The following is a 14,514-nucleotide window of genomic DNA, read 5'->3' on the forward strand; positions in this document are numbered from 1 at the left end:
ATCATTGCAAGCTTTTTTTGAATTTAATTTTTCAAATTCATTTTGGCTTGTTGTCCCAAGCGTTTGTTTCGACCGTATTTCTTGGCCGGAAATATAATATACCATGTGCAGATCCTGAATGCAAGTCTTTTTTAAAAGTTTTTTCATAGAATGCTCTCTATCTAATAGAATGCTCTTGATGACACGTCTACTCGGTGACAGAACCTTTCTATAATAATATGACTAACTTAACCCTAGCTTCCCCAACATCCTGTTATTTTAGCAATTACCCATACCTGCATTGGCAGACATAAAAAGTGAAGGCTCCGGATAGAACCCGAAGCCTTCACTTATTTATTCATTTATATAGTAGTATTCCGAAACTACTCGGCACCGAGGAAAGCGTATCGGATCAGGATGATCACAAACAAGATCCACATCAGCCAATGCACCTTAGTATCTGTGCGTCCGATCAACTTGCCGAATACTGCAAGGATGACATAAGCAATGATACCAGCAGAGATGCCGTTAGCGATACCGCCAGTGAATGGCATCAGGATGATGGTCAAGAATGCCGGGAATGCCTGCATGAAATCATCCCACTCGATATCCCGAACCTGACTCATCATCAGCACACCGACAATTACGAGTGCCGGCGCGGTAGCAGCCGAAGGAACAACCAGAGCAATCGGAGCCAAGAACAATGCCAGTATAAAGAGTACGCCAGTAGTAACAGCGGTCAAGCCTGTACGTCCACCCTCGGCGACACCCGAAGTACTTTCTACGAAAGCTGTGATCGTACTTGTTCCAAGGAATGCGCCTGCGCTTACGCCGCCGGCATCCACGAGCATCGCTTTACCAAGCTTCTTCTCGCCTTCCTCTTTGTTCTTGAGGAGTCCCGCACGACCTGCGGTACCAACCAATGTACCGAACGTATCGAATAGTTCAACGAATGTAAAGATGAAAATAACTTCGATAAGACCAATGCCAAGCGCGCCCTTCAAGTCCATCTGTCCGACAGCCAGATTATCAAATGAAGGAATCCAGCTTGCAGTGCTTAGACCTGACAGATCGGTTACTCCCATCGGAATACCAATCAGCGTCGTGAGCACGATACCAATAAGCAGAGCGCCTTTCAGTTTCAGGACCATCAGGATGGCGATCAGGAACAGCCCGATGATCGCAAGCAGCGTATCCTTGTTCTCAACGAAATTCCCAAGGCCAAGATTGAAGGCACCGCCTGGTACCGGATGAGTAATATCCGTTCCCGGGTTAATGGAAGCCGTCACAATGTTGCCCAGCTTAAGACCTACGATGGTAATGAACAAGCCGATACCGACGGTAATAGCAATCTTTAAGTTGTTCGGAACTGCAGTCAGCAGCATTTGGCGGACTTTGGTTACCGTGAGAATGATGAAGACAATACCCGAGATGAATACTGCACCGAGTGCGGCCTGCCAAGTAATCGCACCGTTCGAGCTTAATACAACCGTCATGAAATACGCGTTCAAACCCATACCTGGTGCCAACGCAACCGGAATGTTAACGAAGAAGCCCATGGCCATCGTCACGAGACCGGCACCTACTGCAGTAGCGAAAAATACGCCTTCCTGCGGAATACCTGCGCCATCAGGTCCCAGGAACAGATTGTTGACCAGCAGGATGTAAGCCATGGTCATAAAGGTCGTCAAGCCTGCGATAATCTCGGTTCTTACATTTGTTCCGTGTTCCTTTAGTTTAAAGAAACGCTCCATTGTAGAGATATCCCCCTTAAAATTAATGACCGGCAACATACAAAAAAGACCCTAAGGATAAATCCCCAGGGCCGTCGCTTGAAAAAAGAGCCGCAAAACAATCATTCGCATGCTGCAGGGCAGCATCCTTATCGAATAACCGGCTGCTGCTTAATGGAACGCTGCTCCATCTTGCTGGCCGATATCTCGAATGCTGGACGAGTCCGCATCATTATATTGCCGCTCTTCTTTTCGTAGCGAGATCATTACGGTGACCTGTAGAGACTCCCGGGCCCATTCCCGGGATTATACGAAAAAGCTCGTTATTTGTAGTTGTCATGTCAGTTTCTACACATATTCTAGGACGAGAAGCCCAACCTTGTCAATAACAAAAACGAATATTGCACTTGTCAATTTAAAGAAACGTTCGGGATTTGATATTCCACAACCTATTCATTCTAGGACAACCGAACTACATACGACAAAATACACCCCCGGAACAGGGGACAATGTGCACATAACCACTCAAATCCGCTCGCGAGGTACATTCGATTTCAATTTTCAAATCTTAGCTGTCCTTACGATCCCCACCTAGCCCTCTCATTTCACTCGATGACAGCAGACGCGATTGAAACCGGATGGTTTCCACACGCAGGATGAAACAGGGGTCACTGTGCTCCTTAGGAGAAACTTATAGCTATTTTACCGACAGCATGGTGGGTCTCACTTAATGCGTGGGCATCGGAGAGCCCTTTTTGCGAAAAAGGAAACGTAGCTCCAACTATGGATCTTACTTTTTTTTGCTCCAACAGGGCGGCTATTTCCTGAAGCTGCTGACCATTGGGATCCAGCCATATATTTTTGGCGGTTACGTCGTATTGTCTTACCAACTCTTCATCAAAATCGCTGACAATGGATATGATTCGCCCGGTATGTTTCTTCAGCACTTTAAAGCTGTTCTTCTGAACGTCACCGCCCATCGTATCGAACACGACATCCACATCCGATAAAACATCTTCAAAAGGGGTCGTCCGATAATCAATAATCTGGTCAGCTCCGAGTGAAGCCAGCAGCTCATGATTACGCTCACTGGCTGTCGTAATCACATAGGCGCCCGCTTGTTTGGCAAACTGGATTGCGAACATGCCAACGCCACCTGCGCCTGCGTGAATCAATACCTTCTCTCCATGGGTCAGTTCACCATGTGTAAACAGCGCCTGCCAAGCCGTCAGTCCTGCGAGCGGAACGGATGCGGCTTCCTCCCATGAGATAGCAGCAGGCTTACGCGCCAGCAGGTGATCATCCACCAAAGTATATTCGGCATATGTGCCAAAACGGGTCGTTTCCGGACGGGCAAACACTTCGTCTCCCACCTTCCAATCCGTTACCTCGTCCCCAATTTCCGAAATCGTCCCGGCAACATCCCAGCCCAAAATAATCGGAAACTCCCAATCCATCATTTGTTTTAAATAGCCTTCACGGAGCTTCCAGTCTATTGGATTTATCGAGGTGGCGGCCACCTTAACTAAGACCTGATGCGCTTCCGGTGAAGGGGTAGGTACTTCTCTTTCCTGTAGTTCTTCCTTGCCCCCATAACGATCAATGACGATAGCTTTCATTCTTTTTCCTCCTCACGGGTTTAGGTCTTGGTTCAGCCTCCCTTAACGCTCGCACCTGACTTTTGCACCCTAACGTATTATTTATCTTAATTCACAAAAGATGCATGCAATAAAACCAATGGCATTTACCCGTCCAGAGGAGAACGGTTTTGGTCGTACAAGCACACATAAAAAAACCTTCAATTCCACAGGTGTGGATTTGAAGGTTTTTGGGTTTAGTACAGCTGTATAAAAACTATTCCCACTCGATCGTTGCTGGCGGTTTGGAAGTCACGTCATACACGATACGGTTGACGTTCTCGACTTCGTTCACGATACGAACGGAGATTTTCTCCAGCACATCCCATGGGATACGTGCCCAGTCCGCTGTCATGCCGTCAATGGAGGTTACGGCACGGATGCCTACGGTGTAGGAATACGTACGTGCATCACCCATGACGCCGACACTCTTCATGTTCGGAAGCGCCGTGAAATACTGCCAGATCTCGCGATCCAATCCCGCTTTCGCGATCTCTTCACGCAGGATGTAGTCGGAATCACGAACGATTTGCAGCTTGTCCTCCGTTACTTCACCCAGTACGCGGATCGCAAGACCTGGGCCAGGGAAAGGCTGACGGTGAACGATCTCATCCGGTAAGCCCAGCTCCTCGCCGACTTTACGAACCTCATCCTTAAAGAGAGCTTTCAACGGCTCGATCAGCGTGAATTTCATGTCTTCTGGAAGCCCGCCGACATTGTGGTGGGATTTGATCGTATGCGCCGTGTCCGTACCGCTCTCCACGATATCGGTATACAGCGTGCCTTGAGCCAAGAATGCAAAATCATCAAACTTGCTGGACTCCTCATCGAATACGTAGATGAACTCGTTGCCGATGATTTTCCGTTTTTTCTCCGGATCGTCTACGCCTTTCAGCTTGGACATGAAACGTTCCTGAGCGTCAATCTTAACGACCTTCATATCAAACTTGCCGACGAAGGTTTCCATAACGCTCTCAGCTTCGCCCTTACGCAGCAGTCCATGATCGATGAACATGCATGTCAGCTGATCGCCGATTGCCTTGTGGATCAGCATGGCCACAACGGAGGAATCCACGCCGCCGCTCAGCGCGCACAGCACTTTTTGCTCGCCAACGACTTCACGGATTTCACGGACCTGGTCCTCGATAAAAGTCTCCATGCTCCAGTTGCCTTCGCATTCGCACACTTCATACAAGAAATTCTTGATCATTTCATTGCCATGGACGGAGTGACGAACTTCCGGATGGAACTGCACGGCGTACAGCTTCTTATCCTCGTTACTCATTGCGGCGATCGGAGCGGATTCCGTTCCTGCATCCAGCTTAAAGCCGGAAGGCAGCGATACCACGTGATCACCATGACTCATCCATACCGTTTGTTTTTGCTCAATCCCTTTGACAAGCGTCGAGTTCGGAGCAAACTCCAATTCGGCTTTGCCGTATTCACGTTTCGAAGCACGTTCTACTTTTCCGTCCAGCTGTTGAGCCATCAGCTGCATGCCGTAGCAAATGCCGAAGATCGGCAGTCCCAGGTCATAAATGGCGGGGTCCACATGCGGTGCATTCTCGGAATACACGCTGGAAGGACCTCCTGAGAAAACAATGCCGCGCGGGGAAAGTTCTTTAATTTTCTGAGCGGACGTGTTGTATGGCAGAAGCTCACTATAAACGCCGAGATCGCGAATGCGTCGTGCTATAAGTTGGTTGTACTGTCCACCGAAGTCTAAAACGACGATGATTTCATTAGGCTTATTCATTACCGGGCCTCCCTTGATTAATGAAATTAATTATACGCAACCCTAATTCATACCGTCAAGAAAGAGGGGCTTTTGTTTTCATGCCAGTTTTTTGACAATTCGAATACATTGGCGTAAAAAGAGTACTTTTTCGGTACGGGACCACGGTTCGTCATCGAATGCCGCCCGCTCCCAGCGCTGCGCAAACTGCTCCAGCTCCGCCCTGAATTCGGCATCGGCAATCGACAAGGCATTGACGTATTGACGCATGGTCTGCCCTTTTTCCAAATCTCCAAACCTTCGCTGGAGCTTGTCCCAAACCCATACCGAAATCGATACGAGTCCCTCCCGCCCGCTTACCGCTATCGTTCTGGCCATCCTCAGAAAGGCCAAACTTTGGCGCACGGTCGGAATCTGATAAACAACCGCCACCAGGATGGGAAGAACTAATAGTAGCACGCCCCCAAACATCACAGGACCGATGGCGGTTATCAGAAAGAGTACTTTAACGGCTCCGTAAATCATGGAGTTCCACAGGCTGTTCCAGTACTTAAGCCCGGCAGAACCGGAATCACCAACCAGTGGAGGCGTGGACATCTGCTCGATGCTAAAGCCCGGGGTCGGATCGAACAGCACCCAGCCTTGTCCCGGAAAAAAAACCTCAACCCATGCATGCGCATTCTTTTGGGCTACCTCATAACGGTCAACCGTACCTGCCACCCGCTCACCCGGTGCAAATCCGGTCACGTAGCGTGCCGGGATGCCTTCGGATCGAAGCAGCACGGTCATCGTCGTAGCAAAATGAACGCAGTATCCTTCCTTCGTATCAAACAAAAAATAATCGGTAAAATCCCTGCCTTCCGGAGGCACGGACGTTTGCAGGGAATAGGTATAGTTCTGCTCCAAATAGGATTCGATAGCTTTCACCTTTTCATACCTGTTCTCAGCGTCCCATGTGATCTCCCTTGCTAAATCGCTCACCCTGAGGGGCAGTTGCTCGGGAAGCTGCAGATACATTTCCTTCATATATTCGGGATCGTTGTTAGTCGCACTGCGAAGCGATTGCTCATCAGGCTGACTATATAAAGTTTCTATGGTATAACCGGATACCGCCCTTTCGCCCTGCAAGGATACCGTTTCGGACAGCCTGTCAACGGCGAGCCTCGGTGTACCTCTCTCTTTGGAGAAATGGATCTCCTTTACGCTGGTAATAATGCCTCCTGACAGCACGGACTGGATCGGAGTATCTTGTTCAAAAGTCAGTGTCTGAACAAGCTTGTCCCCGGAAGGACGCTCCCAATAGGGCAGGATGCCGCTCAGGTCCTCGGACAGCTTCACGGGTTTGCGGATTGAAGGATCCGCCTCCCACTTCCGCCCATCATACCGATTATACGTGTCTCCTCGCCAATAAGTCGGTTCAGGCGACTGCGCGGTAAAATACAACGCATCACTCAGCGTTAACGGACCTCCCAAATCTTTTCCTTGGGAAGCATATCCGGCAACCTGGGAGGCAGGAATCGACGGTTCCCTGTTTCCCCAGACAAGGTCTCCCCATCCCGTCAGACGTGCCGCCATTTCGGACACCGTTAATCCCACACCGGCCGACGGCTCGCTAATAGCTCCTCCCACTCGGGTAATACCGGCGATCAGACCGGAAGCAAGCAGCACCACCAGACTCCAGCGAAGCACAGGCAGCCCGGACAAGCGGCCGGATCGAACAGGCTCAGGGATGTCCAATTCAAAAGAGGTTCCCTCCACAGTTTCCTGCTTCAGCTTTAGGATCAACATCATGCCCTGGGCCAGCAAAATGTACAGCACCGCACGCAGCATATCGCCATAGATGCTTTCTTCCATGGCCGATTCCAGCACCGCCAAATAAACCAGCGTCGAGCCGCCAAACAGCCACACGGTTCGGCGATACAAAGCCAGCATATGGACCGCGGATACCATGATTGCCCAGCCGACAAGCAGGATGATCGTTCTCGTCTCCTGGCTTAAGGCAGTAAACTCCCACGCATTTCCGAATGCCGAAACGTCCCCCGGAAGTGTCTCCGAAGCATAATCGGACAGCCATGCCAGCGGATGGTTATATTCAAACAACCGGGCACACAGCCAGACCACCAGAACGGCGTTCAGCGGCAGCCATACCCAGCCCCGCAGCGTAAACAATCCTTGGAGCAGCAAGAATAAAGCCCAGATGAATAAGGTTTGCAGCATAAGATGGCTGCCCATGTCACCTGCATCCCGAAGCGGCAATAGCCACTCTGACAGCAGTCCCATAACCGGCAGCGTAATCAATATACGATGAAGAAGTGTTCCGTGCGTCAATCGGGAAACGAAAATAGAGGGTACATTCCAGGCTCCGGATATTCCGGCCTTACGATGGCCTCCATCCCTAACGGGCGAGCTTCCCGGTCCGCTCATGGTCGGCACCTCCTATCTTCATTGGCTTCCTCTCTGTCCACTTTTCATGCAAGTAAACCAGCCTTCCGCCTTTGTTGAAAAACTCCCCTGCCCACTCAGGCAACGCCTGATTCTCTAATGGACTCACTTCTAAGCCTGAGTTGCCAGCCGATTTCAAACGCGTTACACTTTGCGTACAGAAGATGGTAACCTTTCTGCTGCCCTCATTCAGCAGGTGGATTGCTGCGACAGCCGCTCCCTCATGAAAAACGCCCGTAATAATCGCCCAATCCTTATTCTTTTGCGAGGGAGAAAGAGACTTCTCGAAGCTTCGGTCCCTTACAGGACCGTTCCCGGTTAGCTGAACGGAGGCAAACGGAACTAACGTGTCCTGCTGCCCCTTGAACACGTCCTTGTATTCGTTTCGCCGATCCTCTATCCCAGCCCCATCGATATATAGTTGATAGGGAACTTTGTAGCGGATGAGCCGGGATACAAATCCTGCTGCCGCAGATACCGCGTCTTCAAATGCATCCTCCGGTTTCAAGGCGCCAAGACCTGCATACCCTTGGAGCGATGTATCCAGCACAACCCCCTGCCTTGATCCATACCCCTCATGCGGCATGAAGGATTGCAGGCGTCCCAGCTTCGCGGAATTCTTCCAATGAATCCGGTTCATGGGATCACCAGGAACATAGTCGCGCACGCCCGATCCTCTCATTTCATTCCAAACATGGAAGCGTACCCGTTCATCTTCGAAGTCCATATCGCTTCCATGCATGGGCACTTGGGCCTCCGGCCACTCGGCGGGTCTTGGCAGCACAATTATGCCGCTGTTATCGCTTTGCACGCTCCGGCTTGTTCTGAACCAGCCGAACATATCGCCCCATTCCACCTCGCTATAGATCGAAGACCAGACTCCGCGGGGAACCTGGTTCAGTCTGTAGGTATACTCGAGCCTTCGCTTCATGCCGGGGAACAGCAGCTTACGGTATTCCCTGATGCCGATCCGGTCGGTTATGATAAGCCACGGCACGGGTAGAGGAGAACGATAGGTTACTTGAACCGTCAACTGAGCAGAATCTCCCGCCTGTAAGCATGAAGGGGAGCTTGTATGCGAAATGGTGATTCGTGTTGGGCCCAGCAAACTCGTCAAAGCTCCGCCAAGCAACAGAATGGTGCTTGCCCACCATACAAGACGCAGCGATTCACCTCCTAACCAAACATAAAGACCCAAAGAAACGGACCAGATGGCCACTCCTCTCGACCATTCCAGCAGACGGCGTTTCATGACGGATTCCCCTTCCGGCTTCGCTGGCGCGGCAGATCAAACCTCGTAATGATGGACTCCACCATTTCATAAGGAGTTATGCCGGCAGCGCGTGCCTCATGAGACAGATGAATCCGGTGGGTGAGCACAGGAACGGCAACGCGCAGGCAGTCATCAGGGATGACATACATTCGTCCTGTCAAAAAGGCGGCCGCCTGTGAAGCGCGGAGCCACGCCAATGTCCCTCTCGGACTAATCCCTAAGGACACATCTTGCTGTTTTCGGGATGCATCGGCCACACTGACCATATAACGTTTTATGGTGTCATCCACAAATACACGGGAAACCATCTGCTGCATTCGTATGAGTTCGGATCCCATCATGAGGGGCTTCAGGTCGTCCAGTCTGGAACTGCCCATCCCCCGCTCCAGCAGCTCCAATTCACCCTCCATATTGGGATATCCCAGCGATAATCTCATCAAAAAGCGGTCCAGCTGCGCCTCCGGCAGGCGGCTTGTGCCTTCATATTCGTACGGATTTTGCGTTGCCAGCAGGAAGAACGGGGCAGGCAGCGGATACGTATGGCCGTCCACGGTGACGCGCTCCTCTTCCATCGCCTCCAGCAGCGCGGATTGCGCCCGCGGCGATGCCCGGTTGATCTCATCGGCCAACACAATATTGGACATCACGGGTCCTGGCCTGAATACGAATTCTCCCGTATGCGGATAATAGACCGACGCCCCTGTAATATCCCCTGGCATCAAATCATACGTAAACTGAATGCGGCTGAAATCGCAGCCGATTAAAGCGGCCACCGACTTCACCAGCATGGTCTTCCCGACTCCCGGCACATCCTCCAGCAGCACATGTCCTCCGGCCAGCAAGGCAATCATCGTTAACGAGATTTGCTCCTCATGTCCGACAATGACACTCCCGATCCGTTTGGTAACCCTCCCCAGAAGCTCGGGTGCCCACTCCGGGTGGTTCGCTTCTTCAGCATGAACGGATGAACTAAACAAGAACATCAACCCCCAACCTATATTCATAGATTATTAGATAGCGGTAACTTGGAATCTTGAATCTATGAATAGGTTTTCCAAGAAAGCAAGAAGATAGACGTCATTTACTAGAAAAGCATTGGCCTGTCCTGCATGATTTATAGCGTACGGTCCGCCTGGCCTAATCGGCATCTACACAAAAAAGGCCAGCCCGTTACTCACGGCTGGCCTCCAAACTCATTCATAATTTTCATTCAGGCTTTCATCGTTCAAGTCCGATCATCGTATTAACGATTCACAGCCTTAATCATTCCAAGTCCAGATCCGGTCAAGGATCACAGCCGCCTGAGCACGCGTAAAGTATGCTTTCGGCTCGATTTTGCCGTTCATTCCGTTCACGATGTCCGAACCTGCAAGCGCTGCTGCACTCGATTTAGCATACTCGGCGACCTGATCCCCATCAGCAAAAGAATCCAGTGACCTCTGTCCTTCCAGCTTCTTGCCGGCTGCCTCCAGAGCACGTTGCGTCGTTACCATCATGTCCTGGCGTTTCATTGGCGTGTCCGGCAAGAAACGGGTTCCTCCGACACCTTGAACGAGCCCAAGCTCTGCGGCGATCTGCAAGTCTTCGTAATAATATGCCGAAGGCAAAACATCTCCGAACGCTGCCCGGCCTTCGCCCGAGCCTTCCAGCTCCAACGCGCGTACGAGCATAACGAGGAATTCGGCTCGAGTAATCGGGTTCAACGGATTGAAACTTGTTTCAGTCTCACCTTGAATGATCCCTCGAGATGCCATCGTTTCGATTGCATCGATCGCCCACGGCACATGCTTCAGGTCATGAAACGTCTTGAATGCGGAAACGACTGCAAACGTGCCGCCATGCGGCAGCGCAGCACGAACGATCCCATCTGCGGAGTTATACCGGCTACTGGAAAGCGGAACCCCGCGTCCGTTAGAGTCGATATGCCAAACCATGATATGATTCGGCCGTGCAAGCTCTTCCTCGGTGGGGGAATAAGGCATCGACCAGATGAGACGATGCTTGCCCTGTTTCCAGGACAAAGCCCGCTCGCCAGCAAGAACCTCTGCCCGGAACACCGGACGATCGCCGATCTCCTCGCGAAGGGCCGCATCCAGATTGCCGCCCGATGATTTCTCCAGACGCAGCGTTACGGTTTCCGTATCCGTTACACCGGTCCCCTGAATCAACACGCTTGGCATTTCCAGCGTACCGAACTCCGTTTGGACTAGGAGAACTGCCTGCGGATTCTCCAGCAGCCACTTACCCGGCAGCAGAATGTCATAGGACTGGGCTCCTTTCTGCGCCGGAACGTTAACAAGCGCCCGCTTCGTTCCGGTAGTTCCAGCCACAGCCTTTTCCATTGCCTGCTGAAGCACTCGGCTCGAGACTCCAACTATAATCCGCCCGTCATGGTTCCGGATTTCGAGTGAAGACGTACTTGGTGCTGGACTCGGACTGCTTCCGCCACCGCCCGCAGTTCCGCCGCTTCCACCGTTACCGCCGTTACCGCCCCCACTATGTTCTCCGCCGTCTCCATTTCCTCCACCGGGAGCGGAGCTATTCGTAAATTCCAGCACGCCGAATCGGGTCGTGTTCTGATAGGATTGGCCGGTCGGATCCGACCATATGGCCACACTGTCTCTTGTACCTTGGCCGTCTTCATCGTTGTTCACCTGAAAATCGAACCCGATCACCGTCCCTTTCTCAGGTTTGATCTTATCCAAGCGGATCGCTGCTTCAACGACATATCCGCCCTCGATAACCTTCGCAGCGGAAACGAAATTATCCTCGCCCGCATGACCGCCGAAGGAACGCGCATTGTTGAAGTTCATCCGGTACTGTCCATCATCTTCTTGGTAAACATCCGTCTTTCCATTATTCTGATCCACAAAAATCTCTACCGAATCCTGCTCCCATACGTTGGGACTCGCATCCGATAGCAAGCTGTCGTTAATGATGGCATAAACGTACAGGTGATTCTCATCCCATAGCGTCCGGAATGTGGCGGTCGCGCCGCTGTTTCCCTCGACCCACACGTCGGTTGCCAGTTCCCCGGCATCCTTCCAGATGCCGTCGAGTTCGCCGTCTACCGTTGGGGTGCCATAGCCGGCCTGGGCCGATTTCGGCGCAGCAGAGAGCGTTAGAATGCCGAGTCCCTCCTGATCGCTGTCCTGGGCATGCCTTGGATCGCTCCAGGACACCACCGCTCCGTTCTTGCCATGCTCAGAGCCGTCATCCGAACCGGAATCCGTTACTCGGACATCGAAATAAATCTCGCCGCCAAGCGCTCCTGCTCCGTTTAACTGGAGGAGGGCTTCCCCTGCGTAACCTGCAGCGGTCTCGACCGTATTGGCGGCTCCACGCTGAATCTCGGCTTTTTGCACAGCACCGTTCACTACAGCGAATATTTCGGCCTGATCTCCGGGAGATATCGAGCCGTCCGACACGTCAACCTTGACGTAGACATGGTCCCTGTCCCATAGCGTCTTAAATTCGGCAGATATCGAGCCAAGCTGCTCCGTCTTAAATGACGGAACCAGATTCCAGGCGAAATCCGGCTGTCCGTCAATAACCGCCTTCCCCTCCACGGCCGTTCCGGTCTTTCTCACTATCGTTAGCCTGGAAGGATCGACCATCCCCCAATAGGCTGGCTTGGCCTGATACTGCTTGTCAAAAGGAAACGGGGCATCCTGTCGTCCCGTACCCGCGGGACGGTCATGCAGCCAGGTATGGTCGTCTGCGATCCCCCAAAGGGTGACATTACTGATCCAGCCCCCTTCCACACCTGCATCGGCGCCCATTTGATCCAGCCGCTTCAATTCTTCAAACAGCTCTTTGTACCGATAGCCTTGCTTGTCGAGCAATTCCTGGGGAACGGTCTGGTAGGTGTCGGTATTGTTCGTGTACACCGAAACGTCCAGCTCGGTGAGCTGATTATCAAAGCCGGCCTCGCCGAACATCCGGATGGAATCCGAGATTTGCTGGATGGACGGCCCGCTGATATTGATGTGCGTTTGATGGCCGACGCCATCGATTGGAACGCCTTCCGCCTTTAGCTGTTTTACAAGATTCAGCAAATAATCGCGTTTCTTCGGGTTGTGCGTGCTGTAATCGTTGATGTAGAGCTTGGCCTCGGGTCCGGCTGCATCTCGTGCCGCATGAAAGGCGGTCCGGATATAGTCGAGTCCCGTTATCCGGTACCACTGGCTGTCCCGCATGCCGTCCGGACGCCCTTCGTCAATGACCTCGTTCACGACGTCCCAATCGCGGGCATCTCCCTTGTAGCGGCCGACCACTTCGTGAATATAAGCTTCCAGTCTCTGAAGGACGAGCGCTTTATTCTCCGGCGTGGCTTCGAGATATTGGCCCTGATCATCCTTCAGCATCCATTCGGCTCCTTGCTGATGCCACAGCAGCGTATGGAACCGAAGGTTCATGCCATGATCCCTGGCATAATCCCTGATGAGATCCGCGTTGGTAAAGCTATAGGTTCCCTCTCTCGGACTGAGAGATTCCGGCTTCATCACGTTCTCGGCAACAAGCGAGTTGTAATGGTAATCCAGAAGCTCCTTGTGCACGCCGGACAGATGCTTGGGCTCCACGGCTGCCCCAATCTCAAAATAATCCGCATACACATCCTTCAGCGCGGGAATATCCGTCTGAATCGAGCCCGGCAGTGCGAGCTTAATGTCATCGACATAGAAATTGGAAAGATCCGAGGTTTCCACATACAGCTTCAAAGTTTCCATATCCGAACTGAAGCCGAAGGTTCCCTTCAGCTCCACCCACTCCGTGCCGCTCGCGGAGGCTGAGGCAACGGTCGTATAGGACGTTTCTGCTGCGCCCGCTGCTTTGTTCTCCATCGAAAGGGATATTTTGACCGGAGCGGCAGGTGCCTGCTCAAGCCTCGCATAGGCTGAGATCGTATACGTTTTTTGGCTCACCATGATGTCTTTAACGTCTTGGCTGGGCCCGTTCCAGCTGTTCGACCGCTCATGGATCTTTAAGCCGTAGCCGCCGCTATGGGCTGCTTCTGGTAAAACTTCTAGAGTCTCCGAATCGCGTGGTCCCCAATCCATCGTCGTTCCGTCTTCAAAATCCCATACGACCGTATGCTCTCCCGGCGTCCCACCGCCCGGGTCCGTTGCCGGCTCAATCAGCCGGACTTTGAATTCGTCCATATAATAAGCGGCGTCCGGACTGCTCGGGCTCTGCAAATACACCTGCAGGGCCGAAGCATTAGCATCGTATTTATAACGGCCTTTTACCTCCACCCATCCGTCGGCGGTTACATCGACCGGGCTGCTGAAGTTCACATATTCCGGCTCGGCTCCCGTTTGCTGGATCGCAAGCTGAAGCTTTTGAGACCCTGGGGTGCCTTCCTTCAGATGGACATAAGCGGAAATTTCATAGGTAGCCCCCTTGTCCAGACGATTCGTGGCGGATAGATTAAACCCCGGGCCGTTCCAGTTCGCCGTCCTTCCCTCCGTCAGCAGGCTCCCCGTCCCTTCATATGCATAGGTAGCCGAGGTCACCGTCTCCGTCCCCCGTTTGAACCACCCCTCCGTCCCGCCATCGAAATGCTGGTGAATCACAAGATCCTGATCAGCGGGCGTTTGAGCCGGATCAACCGCCGCTGCGCTCCGGCTGGGCGGAATGAGCAGCAGGGACGCGATCAGCATCAGGCTGATCCTCCTAATGATTGTTCTCTTAGACACGAAATGCTTGCCTCCT

Annotated in this window: 7 protein-coding genes and 1 riboswitch; all 7 genes read right to left on the reverse strand. The window is 52.3% G+C overall.

The features are described from left to right. Positions 1-362: 362 nt before the first annotated feature. The 7 genes from M4D81_RS32860 to M4D81_RS32890 all read right to left on the reverse strand — a co-directional run bounded on the left by M4D81_RS32860 (position 363) and on the right by M4D81_RS32890 (position 14,498). Entirely contained in the window at positions 363-1,733 is a 1,371-nt protein-coding gene (locus tag M4D81_RS32860; RefSeq protein ID WP_071220837.1) for an NCS2 family permease, read from the reverse strand. A 214-nt stretch (positions 1,734-1,947) separates the two neighbouring features. Next, positions 1,948-2,046: riboswitch (purine riboswitch) on the reverse strand. A gap of 346 nt (positions 2,047-2,392) precedes the next feature. Beyond that, positions 2,393-3,331: an NADP-dependent oxidoreductase gene (locus M4D81_RS32865; protein ID WP_260069450.1), complete on the reverse strand. Its 939-nt coding sequence runs from the start codon at positions 3,329-3,331 to the stop codon at positions 2,393-2,395. Positions 3,332-3,566: 235 nt separating this feature from the next. Further along, the gene (gene guaA, locus M4D81_RS32870; RefSeq protein WP_071220839.1) at positions 3,567-5,105 is read right to left on the reverse strand and encodes a glutamine-hydrolyzing GMP synthase; all 1,539 of its coding nucleotides are present in this window, start codon (positions 5,103-5,105) and stop codon (positions 3,567-3,569) included. Positions 5,106-5,183: 78 nt separating this feature from the next. Beyond that, on the reverse strand, positions 5,184-7,508 hold the full coding sequence (locus M4D81_RS32875; RefSeq protein ID WP_260069451.1) for a transglutaminase TgpA family protein: 2,325 nt from the start codon (positions 7,506-7,508) through the stop codon (positions 5,184-5,186). Beyond that, positions 7,480-8,778, reverse strand: coding sequence for a DUF58 domain-containing protein (locus tag M4D81_RS32880; RefSeq protein WP_260069452.1), 1,299 nt, complete (start codon positions 8,776-8,778; stop codon positions 7,480-7,482). Before M4D81_RS32880 ends, M4D81_RS32875 begins: the two co-directional genes overlap by 29 nt. Continuing rightward, positions 8,775-9,782 carry an AAA family ATPase gene (locus tag M4D81_RS32885; RefSeq protein ID WP_260069453.1) on the reverse strand — a complete coding sequence of 336 codons (1,008 nt, stop codon included), beginning with the start codon at positions 9,780-9,782 and terminating at the stop codon, positions 8,775-8,777. The genes M4D81_RS32880 and M4D81_RS32885 overlap by 4 nt, the downstream gene beginning before the upstream one ends. Positions 9,783-10,058: 276 nt before the next feature. Then, on the reverse strand, positions 10,059-14,498 hold the full coding sequence (locus M4D81_RS32890; protein WP_260069454.1) for an endo-1,4-beta-xylanase: 4,440 nt from the start codon (positions 14,496-14,498) through the stop codon (positions 10,059-10,061). Positions 14,499-14,514: the final 16 nt, after the last annotated feature.

This window comes from Paenibacillus sp. p3-SID867, from assembly GCF_025142895.1.
Classification (GTDB): Bacteria; Bacillota; Bacilli; order Paenibacillales; family Paenibacillaceae; genus Paenibacillus_AQ.

What these genes read in the sequence shown, in the direction of transcription:
- M4D81_RS32860 (WP_071220837.1), bottom strand. Translation starts at nt 1,733, where the DNA reads ATGGAGCGTTTCTTTAAACTAAAGGAACACGGAACAAATGTAAGAACC.
- M4D81_RS32865 (WP_260069450.1), bottom strand. Translation starts at nt 3,331, where the DNA reads ATGAAAGCTATCGTCATTGATCGTTATGGGGGCAAGGAAGAACTACAG.
- guaA (WP_071220839.1), bottom strand. Translation starts at nt 5,105, where the DNA reads ATGAATAAGCCTAATGAAATCATCGTCGTTTTAGACTTCGGTGGACAG.
- M4D81_RS32875 (WP_260069451.1), bottom strand. Translation starts at nt 7,508, where the DNA reads ATGAGCGGACCGGGAAGCTCGCCCGTTAGGGATGGAGGCCATCGTAAG.
- M4D81_RS32880 (WP_260069452.1), bottom strand. Translation starts at nt 8,778, where the DNA reads ATGAAACGCCGTCTGCTGGAATGGTCGAGAGGAGTGGCCATCTGGTCC.
- M4D81_RS32885 (WP_260069453.1), bottom strand. Translation starts at nt 9,782, where the DNA reads ATGTTCTTGTTTAGTTCATCCGTTCATGCTGAAGAAGCGAACCACCCG.